This window comes from Sphingomonas sp. MJ1 (PH-R8) (assembly GCF_048058635.1).
Taxonomy (GTDB): domain Bacteria; phylum Pseudomonadota; class Alphaproteobacteria; order Sphingomonadales; family Sphingomonadaceae; genus Sphingomonas.
This window is the reverse complement of the sequence record NZ_JBBEFX010000010.1, coordinates 103,642-121,631: the sequence shown is the minus strand read 5'-3', so window position 1 is coordinate 121,631 and position 17,990 is coordinate 103,642. Positions and strand designations below refer to the sequence as shown.

Sequence of the window (17,990 nt, the reverse complement as noted above, 5' to 3'; positions counted from 1 at the left end):
CCAGCTCCGCAGTCCCGTCGCTGGGCGTTGAAGGTCAGTCGGCGTCCGGGTGGGCGATCTGGTGCTCCAACTCCGCAATGCTTTCGTCGATATCGGCGAGCGCTTCTCTGCGGTCATCCCCCGAAAGGCTTGGATTGCTGGCAAGGGTGGCGCGGGTGCCGCGAAGCCCCACCAGCGCGCTGGTGAGCGCCGTACGCTGGATCGCGGCGACGTCGATGCTGGCTGCGGTTTGAGCGGAGGCGGCCGCGGCGCTGGCCTGTGCCGCGCTTGCCGTAGCGGCCTGTACCGTCGCGTTGATGCGATCGCTGCACACCACCATCACCGTGTGATCGCCCTGGCGACGATTGATGACATAGGCGCCGGGCTGCCCCTCGTTGCCGCAATTCTCCTGCGTCACCGGCTCGTCCATGTGGACGCCCCGGAGGGCGGTTACGACGATGGGCGCTTGCGGGGGAACGGGCGCTGCGGGCGGGGCCGGAGGCATCGGCGCGCCTGGGGCGCCGGCCGGTGCAGCCGGGGCTGGCGGCGCGGCCGGGACCACCGTCTGGAGGAGGTGCGGCGCGGGAAGCTCGATGCGGGTGATGTCGATGCCGGTCGTATGGCTCACGCGGGTGCGCAGCGTCTCTGCGGCGTGGGTCCCCGAGGCGGTGAGTCCCAGTGCGCCCATCGCGATGCCGGCGATGCCAACGGAGCCTGCCACGCGACGGAAGGGCGATACGCTGCGGTGCTTCGACAACATCTTCAGTCTCCCCTTGATCTCGTTGACGGTGTGGAGGTGGCAGGCAGCCGACACGGCGCCTCCATGCGCGGACTTCACGATCGCGCGGCCATAGGCATAGCGGACGCCCGGGCGGGCGCGGGCGAGGACCATCGCATCGCAGGCCATCTCCTGGTCGGCGCGAAAGGCACGAAAGGCGCGCCAGGCGATCGGATTGAACCAGTGGCAAGCGAGCACCGCGAGCGCGATCCAGTTCGCCAGCAGGTCGCCGCGGGCGTGGTGGCCCAGCTCATGCGCAAGCGCGAGCGTGCGCTCCTGGTCGTCGTAGCGTTCGGCAAAGTCGCGGGGGAAGGCTACGTAGCGGCGCCACACCCCGAAGGCGAGCGGTCCAGAGGCGGCGTCGGTCTCGAACACCCGCACCTTTCCCTGTGCGACGTCATAGCCGCGCCCGGAGGCGAGCACGCGCCGGCAGAACTGGGCATGGCGCACCACGTGCCAGCAGAAGAAGAAGGCAGCCCCGGCGAACCAGAACAGCGCGGCCAGGCCCGGCACATCGGCCATGCCCCAGCCCTGCGGCACCGCGGGGATCGTCGCCATCGGCTGCATCAGCATCAGGGTTCCCGGGGGGATCGGCGCGCCGATCGGGCTGGTCTCCACCAGCCGCAATGGTGAGGGCAGCGGCGGCAGGGCCATGCGGAGCGCGGGCAACAGCCACAGCGCATAGGCGACACTCGGGCCGAAGGCGCGGCGGGTGGGCGCGCGCAGCGCCAGCACCAGCAGCATCAGCAACGTCGACGCGATCAGCGTCTCTACCGCCCATCCAATCATTGCTTGAGCTCCTTGAGTAAGGACTCGATCTCCTCGATTTCGCGGCTGCTGAGCTGATCGCGACGCGCCAGGTGCGCTACCAGGGGCGTAAGGCTGCCGCCGAACAGACGGTCAATCAGCCGCTGCGACTCACCCACGACATAGTCCTCGCGGGCAACGAGCGGTCGGTAGCGATAGCGGCGACCGTCCTCTTCGTGCGCGACGGCTTCCTTCGCGAGCAGGCGGCCGAGGAGCGTCTTCACGGTGTTCGCGCTCCAGGCGCGATCTTCCGGCACGCGTTCGACCACTTCCTGGGCGGTGAGCGGGCTTTCGTCCCACAGCACCTCCATCACGACATGTTCGGCATCACTGATCCGTTCTGGCATTACGCGACTCCTGACTACGCATGTAGTCTGCCCATTTACACCTGTAGTCAATAGGGGCGGGATCGCTCCGGCGGATCGTGCGTTTAGGCGCGGGTGAGAGAGACGAGCCGCCGACCGCGGCGTCGGTCTTCTTTACAGACGTGCTCGCGCAGCGAGTGCCATTAACCCTCGCCTTCCGCGGATTCGCGTGGGTTCAGCGCGTCTGGCACGCCGCCTGCATGTTCTTGATCGTACCGCGCGATCGCGCGCTTCAACGGGCGAGCCGGCGCACTCCACCGGCGTCGGTTCGCCCACCCGGTACCTCTCCCTGCAGGATTCAAGGACGACTCAAGGGGACCACGCCGAGTCTCGCGTCGGTGTTCGCAGGAATGCGCGCGGGTTCGAGACGTCGCAGGCCGGTGAGCGTGAATGCCCGCGCGTCGACATCGGTGAGTTTGGAACGGTGGGCGTCACCACGGACACCAGAGGCCGAAAGGTGCTGCTTCGGCGGCGAGTCCGCGGTTGCGCGGAAGCGGCCGAGCGCATGTGGCCACGACGTCCGCTTCCCCCTGGAAGCGGACGTCGCATCCTATTAGGCAGCGGTCGGCTGTTCGCCGCCGAAGAGCTGGGCGAGTTCGCCGCTCTCGTACATTTCCATCATGATGTCGGAGCCGCCGACGAACTCCCCACGCACGTAGAGCTGCGGGATCGTCGGCCAGTCGGAATAGGCCTTGATACCCTGGCGGATGCCCTGATCCTGCAACACGTCGACGCTCTCGAACTCGACGCCCAGGTGGTTGAGGATCGCGACGGCGCGGCTGGAGAAGCCGCACTGCGGGAACAGCGGGCTGCCCTTCATGAACAGGACCACGTCATTGCCCTTCACGAGCTGGTCGATGCGGGCGTTGGTGTCTTCGCTCATTTCTCTTACTCCTGTACGGGCACGCCCGTGGTCAATTGCAGGGCGTGCAGCACGCCCCCCATGCGACCACCAAGCGCGGCATAGACGGCCTGATGCTGGCGCACGCGCGGCATTCCACGAAAGCTCTCGGAGACGACGCGCGCGGCATAGTGATCGCCGTCGCCGGCGAGATCGGTGATCTCGACCACCGCATCGGGAATGCCGGCGCGGATCAGCGCCTCGATGTCAGCCGCAGCCATCGCCATGGATCAGCGCGCCTCGATCAACTGGCGGCGTGCTTCGACAGTCAGCTCGTCGAGCGCCTTGCGTACCGTCGCCTCGTCGGTCGCGACGCCGGCGGCCGTCAGATCACCGACCAGCTTGCGGATCACGTCCCCGTCACCGGCTTCCTCGAAATCGGCCTGCACGACCGCCTTGGCATAGGCGTCGGTCTCTTCGGGCGTCAGCTTCATCTTCGCGGCCGCCCACTGCCCGAGCAGGCGATTACGACGCGCGGTCACGCGGAAGGTCATTTCCTCGTCGCGTGCGAATTTGGATTCGAACGCGCGCTCGCGGTCGTCGAAGGTCGTCATGCTGGTCCCCTAATCTATTGCTCCGCAGATAGGATGCGGGCCGCGGCAAGGCAACGGGCGGGTTCACCCGCACCCCGCAGGGCCGGGATCCGGCTTCGGCAAAGCCAGGGCCGCTCTATTCGGAACCCGTGCTCCTACTTTCGCAGGAACACCGGTTGCCAAGGGTCGCAAGCTAAGCCGCAGCAGCGCGCCCTGGTGCGTTACTCGCCGTGGCGCTGAGCCAGGGACGCGCCTGCGCCACATTGCCTTCGTAGCCGGCGATCGCCTCGTCCCGCGCCAGGGTGATGCCGATCTCGTCCACACCCTGCATCAGGCAGTCGCGGCGGAACGGGTCCATGTCGAAGGGGAAACGGTCCTGGAAGGGCGTGGTGACGGTCATCGTTTCCAGGTCGACGGTGACGGGATTGTCACGCGCAACCTCGACCAGCCGATCGATCGCCTCCTGTGGCAGCACGACGGCGACGATGCCGTTCTTGAACGCATTGCCCGAGAAAATGTCGGAGAAGCTCGGCGCGATCACCGCCTTCACGCCCATGTCGCCGAGCGCCCAGGCAGCGTGTTCGCGGCTGGAGCCGCAGCCGAAGTTCTCGCCCGCAATCAGCACCGGCGCGCCTGCATAGCGGGGATCATCGAAGACATTGCCGGGTTCGGCGCGCACGGACTCGAACGCGCCCTGCCCGAGGCCTTCCCGCGTGGTGGTCTTCAGCCAGCGCGCCGGGATGATGATGTCGGTGTCGATGTTCTTCGCGCCCCAGGGATAGGCGCGCCCTTCGACGCGGGTAACGGGTTCCATGATGAGCCTTCGTCCGGACCGCGGATCAGCGCGTCGCGGCGTTGCCCGAGTGGGCGGTGCGCTTCGAGGGCGAGCGCTCGGCGCTCGCGGCATAGGCGGCGGCAAGGCCGCTCAGGATCGCGCCAGCCACCAGCGCCAACAATGCTCGCTTCATCCGTTATTTCCCCATCAAGCTTCGTACATCGGTCAGGCGTCCCGTCACCGCCGCCGCCGCCGCCATCACTGGCGATACCAGATGCGTACGCGCGCCGGGCCCCTGTCGTCCCACAAAATTGCGGTTGGACGTGGAGGCACAACGCTCGCCGGCCGGTACCCGATCCGGATTCATACCGAGGCACATCGAACAGCCGGGCTCGCGCCACTCGAATCCAGCCTCGGTGAAAACCCTGTCGAGCCCCTCGGCCTCGGCCTGGCGCTTGACCAGCCCGGATCCGGGAACGACCAGCGCCTGGCGCACACCGGCTGCGACCCGGCGGCCGCGCAGCACTTCGGCCGCGGCGCGCAGGTCTTCGATGCGGCTGTTGGTACAGCTGCCGATGAAGATGTTCTCGACCGGGATGTCCTCCATCCGCGTGCCGGGTTCGAGGCCCATATAGTCGAGCGACTTCCTCGCCGCCGTGCGCTTGGCCGGATCTGCGAAGCTGTCGGGATCGGGCACGGCGCCGGTGATCGAGACCACGTCCTCCGGGCTCGTTCCCCAGGTGAGCGAGGGCGAGATGTCGGCCGCGTCGATGACGACCGTCGCATCGTACCGGGCACCGGGGTCGGTCGCGAGGCTGCGCCAATAGGCGACGGCCTGGTCCCAATCGGCACCCGTGGGGGCCATCGGCCTGCCCTGAAGATAGGCGAAGGTCTTGCCGTCCGGCGCGATCAGGCCGGAGCGTGCGCCCGCCTCGATCGACATGTTGGCGACGGTCAGGCGACCTTCGATGGACATGTCGCGGATGACGCTGCCGGTATATTCGAGAACGTAGCCGGTGCCGCCCGCGGCCCCCAGGCGGCCGACGATCGCGAGTGCCACGTCCTTCGGAGTCACGCCGAAGCCGAGCGTTCCCTCGATGCGCACTTCCATCGTCTTCGACTGCTTCAGCAGCAACGTCTGAGTCGCGAGCACGTGCTCGACCTCGCTGGTGCCGATGCCGAAGGCGAGCGCGCCGAGCGCCCCGTGCGCGGAGGTATGGCTGTCACCGCACACCAGCGTCGTGCCCGGCAGCGTGAAACCCTGTTCCGGGCCCACGACATGGACGATGCCCTGTTCGGCGGCGACCGCGTCGATGTAGCGAATGCCGAACTCGGGTGCGTTGCGCTCCAGGGCGGCAAGCTGGCTCGCCCCGGCGGGGTCGGCGATCGGCAGGCGGTTGCCATCCGCGTCCACGCGCGCGGTGGTGGGCAGGTTGTGATCCGGCACCGCGAGGGTGAGATCGGGGCGGCGCACCGGGCGCCCTGCGGCCCGAAGCCCCGCGAACGCCTGCGGGCTCGTCACTTCATGGACGAGGTGGCGGTCGATGTAGATCAGGCAGGTGCCGTCGTCACGGCGCTCCACGACATGATCGGCCCAGATCTTTTCGTACAGCGTGAGAGGACGACTAGCCATGCGGGGCGAGTAGCGCTTTCTTGCGCGAACGCAAGAGTTTCAGCAAGGATCGTGCCGATGCGCGGCTTGTTCCCGGCAGGACGGGCCAGTACCGGTAGCGCATCCTAACCAGGTCGCGAGCTTCGCCGCGGACCGGTACCGCCAGGCCAGGATCCGGCGCTACCCCTCGTAGGCAGCGGTGGTCTTCGTCCGCACTTCCTCCGTGGTCACGCCAGGTGCGCATTCGATCAGGCGGAACGGGCTCTGGTGGTCGAGACGCTGGAAGACGGCCAGGTCGGTGATGATCATGTCGACCACGTTCTTGCCGGTGAGCGGCAGGGTGCAGGCCGGGATGAACTTGGGATCGCCGTTCTTGGACGTGTGCTCCATCACGACGATGATCTTCTTCACGCCGGCGACCAGATCCATGGCACCACCCATGCCCTTGATCATCTTGCCCGGGATCATCCAGTTGGCGATGTCGCCGTCCTGGCTGACCTCCATCGCGCCCAGCACCGTCAGGTCGATGTGGCCGCCGCGGATCATCGCGAAGCTCTGGTCCGAACCGAAATAAGCCGACTGCGGCAGTTCGGAGATGGTCTGCTTGCCGGCGTTGATCAGGTCGGGATCCTCCTCCCCCGCATAGGGAAACGGACCGATGCCGAGCATGCCGTTTTCAGACTGGAGGGTGACCTCCACCCCTTCGGGGATGTGATTGGCCACCAGCGTCGGGATGCCGATGCCGAGGTTCACGTAGAAGCCGTCTTGCAGCTCGCGGGCGGCGCGGGCGGCCATCTCGTCGCGGGTCCAGGGCATGGGGCTACTCCTTGGGGGTGGCGGCGGGGGGGCCGGCCGCTGCAGCGGCACCGGGGTCGGTCCAGCGGCGATTGGCGGGAAACACGTCGGCGATCCCGCCCTTCAGCCCCGTGCCGTACACGGGATTGGGGAGCATGAACCAGCCTGCACCCCATAGCGGCGCAACCTGAACGCCGGCGGCCGCGCCGCGGCGCTGGGCGGGAGTGAGCGCGGGATCGGAGAACAAATCACTGAAGTCGCCCAGTTGATCGCCAACTAGGCCGATGATGCAGTATTTTTCGGCGACCTGCGCGCGGCGCGAATCCTTGCTGGTGCTGGCACCTTCCTGCCGGAGGAACAGCGTCTCGCCGGCAACCGCCCGACCTAAGCCGGCGCCCTCCAGCGCGCGCGCGGTGGCAGCGGCGTTGGCGGCGCTGCGATTGGAGAGAAAGATCACCGCGACTCCGAGCTGACGGGCTGAGGCTATCGCATCGGCCGCGCCGGGCACGGCTTCTACCTGACCAGCACCGGTCGCTTCCCAACGGCGCCACCGAGCGTCATCGTAGGATAAGCCCCGCTCCGCCTCATCGGCTTCATAGCCGAGGTTGAGGAGTACGGTCTCATCGATATCGAGCACGATCGCGAGCGGCTTGGCGCCGCACTCGGCAAAACGCGGCGCCTTGAGCGTTGAGCCCGGTGCGAGCGCGACCGAGATCGCGGAACTGCCTGACTGGCGATAGTCGAAGTTGATTCGCACGTGCTGCGTCAGCGCGCGGTAAGCTTGGGCTGACAACGCCGCTGCCTCGCCCGAGCCGTAGAGATATTGCATACCCGGCGGCGCCGGTTCCAACAGGCGGCTACCGGCGGTCACCAGCCGGCCCGCGTTCATCACCTGATCCACGGTCCGCATTGGCGCGCGCAAGTCGGCGGCGGTCGGCGGCGGCAGCGGGCCCGAGACGATTGTGACCCCCGGATGCTGCGCGGGCCTGCCCGTAGCGCGGCGCTTAACTTCGCGCTTCGCCTGGCGGCGCTGCTCGCGTGCCTGCTTGCGGGCAGCCTTTTCGGCGTCCTCCGCCTTCTCGTCCTCGCCGCCGCCGGGAAAGACGACGTTCTTGCCGATCACGGCGGCAGCACCGACCGGCACGGCCGCCACGCAGCCTGGCAGCAGCAGCGCGGTCGCCGAAATGCCCGCAAAGGCGAGCCGCTGCCCAGTCCGCAACGTCATCATGCGGCGGGACGCTCCCGGACGGTGCGGAATTCGATCTTCTTGTCGTAGGGGGCGCCCACGATCATGCGCTTCACATAGATGCCGGGCAGGTGGATGCCGTCGGGATCGAGGCTGCCGACCGGCACCACTTCCTCGACCTCGGCCACGCAGATGCGACCCGCTGTCGCCATCGGCTGGTTGAAGTTACGCGCCGTCTTGCGAAACACGAGGTTGCCGGCCTGGTCGGCCTTCCACCCCTTGATGATCGACAGGTCGGCGCGGATGCCGCGCTCGAGGATATATTCCTCCCCGTCGAAGACCTTCACTTCCTTGCCCTCTGCCACCTGCGTGCCGACGCCCGTCTTGGTGTAGAAGCCGGGGATGCCCGCCCCGCCCGCGCGGCAGCGCTCGGCAAGCGTACCCTGGGGGCAGAACTCGACCTCAAGCTCGCCGGACAGATACTGGCGCTCGAACTCCTTGTTCTCGCCCACATAGGAGGAGACCATCTTCTTCACCTGGCGCGAGCGCAACAGCTTGCCCAGCCCCACGCCATCGATGCCGGCATTGTTGCTGGCGATCGTCAGGCCGGAGACGCCCGAAGCCTCGATCGCGTCGATCAGCCGTTCCGGAATCCCGCACAGGCCGAAGCCGCCCGCACAGATCAGCATGTCGTCGCGCAGCAGTCCGTCGAGCGCCGAGGCAGCATCGGGGTAGAGCTTGTTCATCGGCACCTCTCTTCCGTGCGGTCGATAGGTCGAGCCGGGCGGCACGGTCAAGCGCACCCCGCGGAGGTGCACCAGTGGCATTGCGCCTGAGCAACACGCGACGGCTTGCGCGAAACGCTTTGCCGCGCGAACCTAAGGCGTTGTTAACCTTCGGACGCCATCCCAACGCCGTGATCGCTGCTCTTCCCGCCCCCAGCATGATCGGCAGCGTCGCCCGCCTCGGGCTGGCGTCGCTGGTGCTTTCGGCGGCAAGCCTGTTGCTGACCCGATTCGACGGGAACATTGCCTTCATCTGGGGGAACACGGGGCTGGTGATTGCCGCCTTGTCGCTGCGGCCGCGGGACCAGTGGCGATGGCTGCTGCCGGCGTTCGGCGTCGCCATGTTCGCCGCTACCGCCTGCTTCGGCATGGGCCTGGCTGCGGCCGCCCCGCTCCTGGCCGCGACCATGACGGAAGCAACGCTTCCGGCCTGGCTGCTGCGTCGCTGGGAAGGCCGGTTTTTCGACCGAGTAACCGGGGTCGTCATGTTCCTGCTGATCGCGGGGATCATTGGGCCTCTCATCGGCGCGGTGATCGCCGCGAGCGCGATTTCCCTGCTCACCGACGCGAACTGGCAACGAACGGCCATCCGGTGGTTCACGAGCCACGGCCTCGGCACCATCACCTTCACGCCGCTGATCATGCTGCTCTTGCGGGGCGACGTCGGGCGCTGGTTCCAGGCGCCACTGCGTGTGCAGATGGGTCCGTTCGCCGTGCTGGGACTGGTGGCGGCAGTGGTAACCGGGGTATTTCTCCAGGACGGCGTCCCGCTGCTGTTCCTCCCCATGTTGCCGATGCTGGCAGCCACGATGCTGTACGTGCGCATCGGTGCCGCGGGCTCGATCCTCCTGCTGGTGGCGATCGGCGGCCTGCTTTCGCTGAGCGGCCACGGGCCGGTTCACGCATTGCCGACCCCGCCGCTGAACCGCATCCTCTTCTTCCAATTCTACGTCGGGTGCGCGGCGCTGCTGGTGCTGCCCGTGGCGGCACTGATCAAGCAGCACCGCCAGGCGATCCGCGACCTCTCCCAAAGCGAAGCGCGGTTCCGCCTGCTGTCGGACCGCTCGGCGGATGTGATCTTGGAGGTGGCGCCCGACGGGACGATCCTGCACGCCTCCCCGTCCGTCGCGCAGGTCGCGGGACAGCCGCCGGCCTATTATCTGGGGCAGCACGGCTTCACCCTGGTACATCCCGAGGACCAGCATGTTCTGTGGCGCGCCCATCGCCAGGCGCTCGCCAACCCCGACATTGCGCACACCGCCCAGTTCCGTAGCCCACGCGAAACCGCGGAGCCGACCTGGTTCGAGGCCGCGCTACGTGGCCTGGGGGGCACCGCCGGGCAGGGGCTGATCGTGATCCTGCGCGACATTTCCGCGCGCAAGGCGACCGAACTGGCGCTCGAGATCGCGGCGAGTACCGACCCGCTGACCGGTCTCGTCAATCGGCGGAGCTTCCTCCAGCGGTTGCGCAATCAGATCGAGCATTGCCGGGTCGGAAGCAGCCAAGGCAGCGTCGCGCTTGTCGATCTCGATCACTTCAAGTCGGTCAACGACCGGTTCGGCCATGCGGTCGGCGATCTGGCGCTGCAGGCGTTCGCGCGCATCGCCGCCGCGACGATCGACCGGAGGCACTGTCTCGCGCGCATCGGCGGAGAGGAATTCGCCATCCTGCTCGTGGGAATCAGTCCGAAGGAGGCGGAGGCGACATGCGAGCGGCTGCGCGAGGCGGTCGAGCAGTTGAAGGTGGAACTACCCAGCGGGATGCTCGAGATCGAGAGCCCGAGGATCACCGCCAGCATCGGCCTGACCGCGGTGGATCCGGCGAGCGATCCGGCCACCATTCTCAACCGCGCCGACGAAGCGCTGTACCGCGCCAAGGCGTCAGGCCGGAACTGCGTCCAGGTCGCAGACTAGCTGGTCATGCAAAAGGCCGCCCCGGTTTCCCGGAGCGGCCCCATGCCTCCGCTCTCGCGGAACTCGTGTCGGCTCAAATGTCGTCGCCGAGGGCGCCCTTCACCTTGCCGGCGAACTGCTGCACCTTGCCCTTGCCTTCTTGCGCCGCGCCTTCGTCGCGGGTGGCAGGGTTGTTGCTCTGCTGCTTCGCCTTGCCGAGCGCTTCGTTGACGTTGCCTTTGATCTTGTCGGTGAGTTCACCCATGATCGTCTCCTCTCGGTGGCCGCGGCAGCAGCGGGAAGCGCGCCGTTCAGCCATCGGAAGAAGAACGGGTGGCACGGATCGCGGTTCCACGATCCGGTATCCCGACTTGCTTTAGATCAGTCCGGCGAGCGGGCTCGACGGGTCCGCATAGCGGCGCTTGCCCATGCGACCGGCGCGATAGGCGAGCCGCCCCGCCTCCACCGCCGCGCGCATGGCCTGCGCCATCAGGATCGGGTCCTTGGCCTCGGCGATCGCGGTGTTCATCAGCACGCCATCGCAGCCGAGCTCCATCGCAGCGGCCGCGTCCGAAGCGGTGCCGACGCCCGCGTCGACCAGCACCGGTACCTTGGCGCCCTCCACGATCAGGCGGATCGTCACCTTGTTCTGAATGCCAAGGCCGGAGCCGATCGGCGCTCCCAGTGGCATGATCGCGACCGCGCCGACATCCTCCAGCCGCTTGGCGGCGATGGGATCGTCGACGCAATAGACCATCGGCTGGAAACCTTCCTTGGCCAGGATCTCGGTCGCGCGCAGCGTCTCGACCATATCGGGATAGAGGGTGCGCGCCTCGCCCAGCACCTCCAGCTTCACCAGCTCCCAGCCGCCGGCCTCGCGCGCAAGCCGCAGCGTGCGGATCGCGTCTTCGGCCGTGAAGCAGCCTGCGGTGTTGGGAAGATAGGTGATCTTCTTGGGGTCGATGAAATCCGTGAGCATCGGCGCGTTCGGATCGGTGACGTTCACCCGGCGCACGGCGACGGTGACGATCTCCGCGCCCGAGGCTTCGACCGCAGCGGCGTTCTGCGCCATGTCCTTGTACTTGCCGGTGCCGACGATCAGGCGCGAACGAAAGCGCTTGCCGGCGACCTCCCAGCGATCCTCGTCCACCGCCACCGCATGGTCGCCGCCGCCAACGAAATGCACGATCTCCAGCTCATCGCCGTCATGGAGTTTCGCTTCGTGCAGCGTCGAGCGGGGCACCACCTCCAGGTTGCGCTCGACCGCGACCTTCTCCGGCACCAGCCCGATCTCCGCCGCGAGTTCGGCGATGGTCTGGCCGGCGCGGACGCGCTTGTGCTCGCCGTTGACGATGATCGTGATGGTGCCGTCGTTGTGCATTCGGGTTCGCCTTGCCTGTCGTCGTCCGCGGCGCGTCTCGACTTCGTCCGACGCTCGGGGCTATGGCCGGCGCATATAGGGTGCCGGCGACCCGGCCCGCAACCGAAAGGCAGCGCATGGCGGACACCGTCCCAGCAACCGTCTACGTCCTCAACGGCCCCAACCTGAACCTGCTGGGACTGCGTGAGCCCGAGATCTACGGCTCCGACACGCTGGACGACATCGCCGGCATGCTGGAGGACCGCGCCCGCGAACTCGACCTGGAGATCGACCTGCGCCAATCGAACCACGAAGGCCATCTGATCGACTGGCTGCACGAGGCGCAGGCGCAGCGCGCGCGCGCCGTGCTGCTGAACGCAGGCGGCTTCACCCATACGTCGGTGGCGCTCCACGACGCGATCAAATCGGTGAAGACGCCGGTGATCGAGGTGCATCTGTCCAACCCGCACCGGCGCGAGGCTTTCCGCCATACCAGCCTGATCGGACAGGCGGCCAAGGGAACCATCGCCGGATTCGGCGCGCTTTCCTACCTGCTGGCGCTTGAAGCCGCCGCGCGCATCTGACAGGAGCGCGGTTTTTCCCCTGGGGGTCTCATGGCAGAAGATACGCAACCCGCCACCATGGCGATCGACATCGAGCTGGTACGCCAGCTGGCGGAAGTCCTGGATCAGACGCAGCTGACCGAGATCGAGGTCGAGGACGGCAGCCGCAAGGTTCGCGTGGCGCGCAAGGCAGCGCCGGTCGCGCAGGTGCCGATGGCGATGCCGCAGGCCTATGCGCCGCAGCCGGCACCGATGGCCGGTGCACCGGCCTCGCCCGCAGCAGCTCCGGCCGAAGCCGGCGGTTCGGCTCCCACGGCGACCGCGGACGCGGTCAAGTCGCCGATGGTCGGCACCGTCTATCTGGCTGCAGAGCCGGGCGCCAAGCCGTTCGTCTCGGTCGGCCAGAAGGTCGCGGCCGGCGACACGCTGGTCATCATCGAGGCGATGAAGGTGATGAACCCGATCCAGGCGACTGCGGCCGGCACCGTCACCGCGGTGCTCGTCTCCAACGGCCAGCCGGTCGAGTTCGACCAGCCGCTCGTCGTCGTCGAGTAAGCCCGTGCCCGAAATCAAGAAGCTCCTGATCGCGAACCGCGGCGAAATCGCGCTCCGCATCCATCGCGCCTGCCACGAGATGGGCATCAAAACAGTGGCGGTCCATTCGACCGCCGATGCCGATGCGATGCACGTGCGGCTGGCGGACGAGGCGGTGTGCATCGGGCCGCCGGCGGCGACCGAGAGCTACCTCAACATCCCCAACATCATCTCGGCCGCCGAGGTGACGGGCGCGGACGCGATCCATCCCGGCTACGGCTTCCTGTCGGAAAACGCCAAGTTCGCCGAGATCGTCGAATCGCATAACCTCATCTTTGTCGGGCCCAAGCCCGAGCACATCCGCACGATGGGCGACAAGGTCGAGGCGAAGCGTACCGCCGGCGCGCTGGGGCTGCCGCTGGTACCGGGCTCCGACGGCGCGATCAGCGACCTGGCCGAAGCTAAGGCGCTGGCCGAGCGGATCGGCTATCCGGTGATCATCAAGGCGGCGTCCGGCGGCGGCGGTCGCGGCATGAAGGTCTGCACCAGCCCCGACCAGCTCGAGACGCTGATGCAGCAGGCGGGTACCGAGGCCAAGGCCGCGTTCGGCGACGCCACGGTCTACATGGAAAAATACCTGGGCAACCCGCGCCACATCGAGTTCCAGGTGTTCGGCGACGGCAACGGCAACGCGATTCATCTGGGCGAGCGCGACTGCTCGCTCCAGCGGCGCCACCAGAAGGTGCTGGAGGAAGCTCCCTCCCCGATCCTGTCGACGGCGGAACGCGATCGCATGGGCGGCATCGTCGCCAAGGCGATGGCCGACATGGGCTATCGCGGTGCGGGCACGATCGAGTTCCTGTGGGAAGACGGCGAGTTCTATTTCATCGAGATGAACACCCGCCTGCAGGTGGAGCATCCGGTGACGGAGATGATCACCGGCGTCGACCTGGTGCGCGAGCAGATCCGCGTTGCCGAAGGGCACCCGCTGTCGGTCCAGCAGGACGAGATCGAATTCCGTGGCCACGCGATCGAGTGCCGCATCAATGCGGAGGATCCGCGCACCTTCACGCCCTCGCCGGGGAAGGTCGCGGCCTATCACGTGCCGGGCGGCATGCACGTCCGCGTCGATAGCGGCCTCTATGCTGGCTACAAGGTGCCGCCCTATTACGACAGCATGATCGCCAAGCTGATCGTCTATGGCCGCACGCGCGAGGGCTGCCTCCTGCGCCTGCAGCGCGCGCTCGACGAGTTCGTGATCGAGGGGATGAAGACCACCATCCCGCTTCATCAGGCGCTGCTCGACGACCCCGAGTTCCGCGAGGGAGCGTACACGATCAAGTGGCTGGAGGAGTGGCTGGCAAAGCAGCCGGCGGCCTGAGTGCAGGCGGGATCGGCGCATGCGACACTTCGCGCGCCGCTCCCGCTTTCCTCCCCATCCTCCACCAAACAGCAGGGAAGAACGCGTTGAAGGCGACCATCTGGCACAATCCCCGCTGTTCGAAGTCCCGTGAAGCGCTGGCCATCCTGGAGGCGACACCCGGCGTGGAGGTGACGGTTCGCGACTATCAGAAGCTGCCGCCTTCCCGCGCGGAGTTGGCGGCGCTGTACGCGCGTGCCGGCATGACGCCCGCCCAGGGCCTTCGTCGGAGCGAGACGATCGCCAAGGAGCAGGGACTGGGCTCCGCCTCTGACGACGCGATCCTTGACGCCATGGCCGCGCACCCGATCCTGATCGAGCGACCGCTGGTCGAGACCGACAAAGGCGTGCGCCTCGGCCGTCCGCCCGAGACGATCCGCGAAATCCTCTGAATCATGGCCAGGACCACGCCCCCGCTGGAGCCCGGCCGCAACTGCTGGCGGATCGAACCGGCCAGTCGCGCCGCCGTCATCATCGATGCCGACGCCTATTTCCGGCTCGCCCGCGCCGCGATGCGGAGGGCGGAGCAGCAGCTGCTACTGATCGGCTGGGACTTCGACGGCCGCATCAAGCTGGTGCAGAACGACGAGGACGACGCGCCCGCGCGCGTCGGCGCGTTCCTCGAATGGCTGGTGGGCGCACGCAAGCGGCTGCACGTCCACATCCTGCGCTGGGACACGGGCGCGGTGAAGTCGATGTTTCGCGGCACCACCATCCTGACGCTGCTGCGCTGGAAGGCGCACCCGCGCATCACCGCCAAGCTCGACGCCTTCCATCCGCCCGCCGCGTCCCACCACCAGAAGATCGTGGTGATCGACGACTGCCTCGCCTTTTGCGGCGGTATCGACATGACCGCCGACCGTTGGGACACGCGCGAGCACCGCACCGACGAGCCGGCGCGTGTAGAGCCGAACGGCACCCCTTATGGTCCCTGGCATGACGCCACCACCGCACTCGCCGGACCGGTCGCGAAGGCACTGGGCGAACTCTGCCGGACGCGCTGGCAATTGGCGGGCGGGCAGCCTCTGCCGGTGCCGAGCGAGGATGCGACCACGCCCTGGCCCGAGGGACTGGACGCGACCTTTACCGACGTCGAGGTCGCGATCTCGCGCTCCTCGCCCGAGATGCCGGAACAGCCGCCGGTTCGCGAGATCGAAGCGCTGTACCTGGACCTGATCGCGCGCGCCGAACGCTGGATCTATGCCGAGAGCCAGTATTTCGCGTCGCGTAAGATCGCCGAGGCCATCGCCCGACGACTGGACGAGCCGGACGGCCCTGAGGTCGTGATCGTCAACCCGGTGAGCGCGCAAGGCTGGCTCGAGCCGATTGCGATGGACACGGCGCGCGCCCGGCTCGTCGAGGCGCTGCGCCGGCGCGACCGCCACGGGCGCTTCCGCGTCTATCATGCCGAGAACGAGGCGGGCGAGCCCATCTACATCCACGCCAAGGTGACGGTGATCGACGGCGAGATCCTGCGGGTGGGATCGTCCAACTTCAACAATCGATCCATGCGGCTCGACACCGAATGCGACGTGACGATCGACGCGACCCGGCCCGCGAACGCCCATGCCGCACCAGCCATCGCCAATGTCGCCCATGCGCTGATCGCCGAGCATTGCGGCACCGAGCCTGGAACGGTCGCACGGCACATGGCCGACACCGGCTCGCTGATCGCGGCGATCGAAGCGCTGAGCCCGGCCAGCGGGCGGCGTCTGCGCGCCTATGAGGAGCCCGATCTCTCCAGCGTCGAAAAGTGGCTCGCCGACAACGAGGTGCTCGATCCGGAGGGGCCGGAGGAGATGTTCGAGGCGCTGTCGACCCGCGCTGGCCTGCTGCGCCGCCTGCGGCCCGGACATGCGGCGCCGGTGCCCAAGTCGCTCTATGCAGCGGGCGCGGTGACGCTTGCCGCAGTCGGCGGCACGATCGGTGCGGCGATATGGCGACGCCGGAGGAACGGCGGGTAAGTTCTTCGCCGCGGCCGCTTCCTACGGCGAGCGGTTCCGAGCAGGCGGGAACTGAGGGCGCAAGCCCCCCCTGCACGCTGCTTCACCTCCGGCCGGTCCCGCTCTAACCTGGACGCACGATGATCGCCGCTATCGCCCAACTGCTGTTCTGCCAACTGGTCGGCGAAGCCCTGAACCGTGGCGCAGGCATCCCGCTCCCCGGTCCCGTGCTCGGCATGTTCCTCTTGTTTGTCTGGCTGAAGCTCCGTCCGGCCGAGCGGGTCGAACTGAAGGCGGTGGCGACCTGGCTGATCGGCCACTTCGCGGTGCTGTTCGTGCCGGCGACCATGGGCCTGATCGACGAAGGACCGGCGCTGGCGCGCGACGGCATCGCCATCCTCGTCGCCTGCCTGGGTGCCACGCTGCTGACGATCGCCGTAACTGCGCTGGTGTTCCGCTGGGTCTCCGATCGGGACGGAACCGCCGCATGACCGCGCTCGCCTCGCTCCTCCACACGCCGCTGCTGTGGGTCGCCGTCACCCTGCTGGTGTTCGAGGGTGCCGACACCATCTCCCGCCGGAGCAACCGCCATCCGCTCGCGCATCCGGTGCTGATGTCCGTCCCGGTGCTGGCGGCGATCCTGTTCGCAACCGGCACGCCCTATAGGACCTATGCGCAAGGCACGGCGACGCTGACCTTCCTGTTGGGGCCGGCGACAGTGGCGCTGGCCGTGCCGCTGTGGCGCAACTGGCCGCTGGTACGCCGGTCGGGCAAGGCGGTGCTCGCAGCCCTGCTCGCCGGATCGCTGACGGCGATCCTGAGCGCGGTCGCGATCGGCTGGGCGCTGGGCGCCTCGCCCGAGGTGCTGGCGACGCTGGCGACTCATTCCGCGACAACGCCGGTCGGCATGGCGATCGCCGAGAGCATCGGCGGCATAGCTGCGCTGGCCGCGGTGACGATCCTGACGACCGGCATCCTGGGCGCAATGGTGGCGACGCCGCTGCTCAACCGGCTGGGGATCACCGATCCTCGAGCGCGCGGCTTTGCGATCGGCGTCACCGCCCATGGCCTCGGCACCGCCCGCGCGTTCCAGGTAAGCGAGACCGCCGGCACCTTCGCGGGCATGGCCATGGCACTGAACGCGGCGATGACTGCCCTGCTGCTGTCCGTCGTGGCGCTGCTTTGAAGGCACCACGCTTTCCCGGCCATTCGGTACCGGTTAGCACCGGCACGACGCGCCGCTGGAGGACAGCCGCATGAAACAAGCCCGCGGCGAGCCGGCAGGATCGATGGCTGAACAAGCGCCGACCCCTGAGGCGGCACTCCTGCGACGGGGGCGAAGCGCCCGGCTCGCATGGCTGTGCCTCGGCCTCCTGCTGGTGGGGATCGGCTTCGTGGGCATGTTCGTGCCGCTGCTGCCGACGACCGATTTCCTCATCCTGGCGCTGCCTTGTTTTACGCGCTCGTCACCGCGGCTGGAGCTATGGCTGCTGCAACACCCGCGGTTTGGCCCGGCCCTGTTCGCCTGGCGTGAACGAGGCGCGGTGCCCCGGCATGCCAAACTCGCCTCCTGCCTGGCCATGGCCATCGGCTTCGGACTGTTCTGCTGGGCCGCGCAGCCGGGCTGGATCGTCGCCCTAATCGTCGCTGCGGTGCTGGTCGCTTGCGGCACATGGGTGCTGCGGCGCCCCTCCTAGCGGCGGCGGTAGGCGGGGTGCCGAGAGGGCGTGCCGACGCCGGTCGTGCCGCCACGTAGCGCCAA

At 67.9% G+C, this 17,990-nt stretch carries 22 protein-coding genes; 9 read left to right on the top strand and 13 right to left on the bottom strand.

Annotation, left to right across the window (positions count from 1 at the left end):
* Positions 1 to 34 precede the first annotated feature (34 nt).
* The 11 genes from VPH46_RS10410 to VPH46_RS10360 form a co-directional block, all read right to left on the bottom strand.
* On the bottom strand, positions 35 to 1,546 hold the full coding sequence (locus VPH46_RS10410) for a M56 family metallopeptidase (RefSeq protein ID WP_416611018.1): 1,512 nt from the start codon (positions 1,544 to 1,546) through the stop codon (positions 35 to 37).
* Positions 1,543 to 1,911, bottom strand: coding sequence for a BlaI/MecI/CopY family transcriptional regulator (locus VPH46_RS10405; RefSeq protein ID WP_125961135.1), 369 nt, complete (start codon positions 1,909 to 1,911; stop codon positions 1,543 to 1,545). Before VPH46_RS10405 ends, VPH46_RS10410 begins: the two co-directional genes overlap by 4 nt.
* A gap of 571 nt (positions 1,912 to 2,482) precedes the next feature.
* A complete protein-coding gene (gene grxD, locus VPH46_RS10400) occupies positions 2,483 to 2,812 on the bottom strand; it encodes a Grx4 family monothiol glutaredoxin (protein WP_132883636.1) in 330 nt (109 codons plus the stop codon).
* 5 nt (positions 2,813 to 2,817) lie between these two features.
* Positions 2,818 to 3,057 carry a BolA/IbaG family iron-sulfur metabolism protein gene (locus VPH46_RS10395; RefSeq protein ID WP_239434242.1) on the bottom strand — a complete coding sequence of 80 codons (240 nt, stop codon included), beginning with the start codon at positions 3,055 to 3,057 and terminating at the stop codon, positions 2,818 to 2,820.
* Between the two features lie 3 nt (positions 3,058 to 3,060).
* On the bottom strand, positions 3,061 to 3,384 hold the full coding sequence (locus tag VPH46_RS10390; RefSeq protein ID WP_125961138.1) for a DUF1476 domain-containing protein: 324 nt from the start codon (positions 3,382 to 3,384) through the stop codon (positions 3,061 to 3,063).
* Positions 3,385 to 3,556: 172 nt separating this feature from the next.
* Positions 3,557 to 4,177, bottom strand: coding sequence for a 3-isopropylmalate dehydratase small subunit (gene leuD, locus VPH46_RS10385; RefSeq protein ID WP_125961139.1), 621 nt, complete (start codon positions 4,175 to 4,177; stop codon positions 3,557 to 3,559).
* Positions 4,178 to 4,202: 25 nt separating this feature from the next.
* Complete coding sequence (locus VPH46_RS10380; protein WP_416611014.1) at positions 4,203 to 4,331, bottom strand: hypothetical protein; 129 nt, start codon at positions 4,329 to 4,331, stop codon at positions 4,203 to 4,205.
* Between the two features lie 3 nt (positions 4,332 to 4,334).
* Positions 4,335 to 5,771, bottom strand: a complete 1,437-nt coding sequence (gene leuC, locus VPH46_RS10375; protein WP_416611012.1) for a 3-isopropylmalate dehydratase large subunit — start codon at positions 5,769 to 5,771, stop codon at positions 4,335 to 4,337.
* A gap of 159 nt (positions 5,772 to 5,930) precedes the next feature.
* Positions 5,931 to 6,566 (bottom strand): CoA transferase subunit B, encoded by a 636-nt coding sequence (locus VPH46_RS10370; protein ID WP_416611010.1) that lies wholly within the window; start codon positions 6,564 to 6,566, stop codon positions 5,931 to 5,933.
* A 4-nt stretch (positions 6,567 to 6,570) separates the two neighbouring features.
* The gene (locus tag VPH46_RS10365) at positions 6,571 to 7,698 is read right to left on the bottom strand and encodes an HAD family acid phosphatase (protein WP_416611008.1); all 1,128 of its coding nucleotides are present in this window, start codon (positions 7,696 to 7,698) and stop codon (positions 6,571 to 6,573) included.
* Positions 7,699 to 7,769: 71 nt separating this feature from the next.
* Positions 7,770 to 8,477: a CoA transferase subunit A gene (locus VPH46_RS10360; protein ID WP_416611006.1), complete on the bottom strand. Its 708-nt coding sequence runs from the start codon at positions 8,475 to 8,477 to the stop codon at positions 7,770 to 7,772.
* Positions 8,478 to 8,617: 140 nt separating this feature from the next.
* On the opposite strand from VPH46_RS10360, the gene VPH46_RS10355 reads away from it, so the two are divergent.
* Entirely contained in the window at positions 8,618 to 10,429 is a 1,812-nt protein-coding gene (locus VPH46_RS10355) for a diguanylate cyclase (RefSeq protein WP_416611004.1), read from the top strand.
* Between the two features lie 73 nt (positions 10,430 to 10,502).
* On the opposite strand, the gene VPH46_RS10350 is transcribed toward VPH46_RS10355, so the two are convergent.
* Together VPH46_RS10350 and thiS are read right to left on the bottom strand one after the other, a co-directional pair.
* On the bottom strand, positions 10,503 to 10,673 hold the full coding sequence (locus VPH46_RS10350; protein WP_416611002.1) for a CsbD family protein: 171 nt from the start codon (positions 10,671 to 10,673) through the stop codon (positions 10,503 to 10,505).
* A 111-nt stretch (positions 10,674 to 10,784) separates the two neighbouring features.
* Complete coding sequence (thiS, locus tag VPH46_RS10345; protein WP_416611000.1) at positions 10,785 to 11,789, bottom strand: sulfur carrier protein ThiS; 1,005 nt, start codon at positions 11,787 to 11,789, stop codon at positions 10,785 to 10,787.
* 116 nt (positions 11,790 to 11,905) lie between these two features.
* Between thiS and aroQ the strand changes: the two genes are divergently transcribed.
* The 8 genes from aroQ (at position 11,906) to VPH46_RS10305 (ending at position 17,925) form a co-directional block, all read left to right on the top strand.
* Complete coding sequence (gene aroQ / locus VPH46_RS10340; protein ID WP_132883643.1) at positions 11,906 to 12,352, top strand: type II 3-dehydroquinate dehydratase; 447 nt, start codon at positions 11,906 to 11,908, stop codon at positions 12,350 to 12,352.
* A 30-nt stretch (positions 12,353 to 12,382) separates the two neighbouring features.
* Positions 12,383 to 12,886, top strand: coding sequence for an acetyl-CoA carboxylase biotin carboxyl carrier protein (gene accB / locus VPH46_RS10335; RefSeq protein WP_132883644.1), 504 nt, complete (start codon positions 12,383 to 12,385; stop codon positions 12,884 to 12,886).
* Positions 12,887 to 12,890: 4 nt separating this feature from the next.
* Positions 12,891 to 14,246, top strand: a complete 1,356-nt coding sequence (gene accC / locus VPH46_RS10330) for an acetyl-CoA carboxylase biotin carboxylase subunit (protein WP_416610997.1) — start codon at positions 12,891 to 12,893, stop codon at positions 14,244 to 14,246.
* A gap of 86 nt (positions 14,247 to 14,332) precedes the next feature.
* A complete protein-coding gene (gene arsC, locus VPH46_RS10325) occupies positions 14,333 to 14,677 on the top strand; it encodes an arsenate reductase (glutaredoxin) (protein WP_416610996.1) in 345 nt (114 codons plus the stop codon).
* Between the two features lie 3 nt (positions 14,678 to 14,680).
* On the top strand, positions 14,681 to 16,249 hold the full coding sequence (locus VPH46_RS10320) for a phospholipase D-like domain-containing protein (protein WP_416610994.1): 1,569 nt from the start codon (positions 14,681 to 14,683) through the stop codon (positions 16,247 to 16,249).
* Between the two features lie 119 nt (positions 16,250 to 16,368).
* A complete protein-coding gene (locus VPH46_RS10315; RefSeq protein WP_416610992.1) occupies positions 16,369 to 16,719 on the top strand; it encodes a CidA/LrgA family protein in 351 nt (116 codons plus the stop codon).
* The gene (locus tag VPH46_RS10310) at positions 16,716 to 17,414 is read left to right on the top strand and encodes an LrgB family protein (protein WP_416610990.1); all 699 of its coding nucleotides are present in this window, start codon (positions 16,716 to 16,718) and stop codon (positions 17,412 to 17,414) included. Before VPH46_RS10315 ends, VPH46_RS10310 begins: the two co-directional genes overlap by 4 nt.
* A gap of 70 nt (positions 17,415 to 17,484) precedes the next feature.
* The gene (locus VPH46_RS10305) at positions 17,485 to 17,925 is read left to right on the top strand and encodes a YbaN family protein (RefSeq protein ID WP_416610988.1); all 441 of its coding nucleotides are present in this window, start codon (positions 17,485 to 17,487) and stop codon (positions 17,923 to 17,925) included.
* Positions 17,926 to 17,990 lie beyond the last annotated feature (65 nt).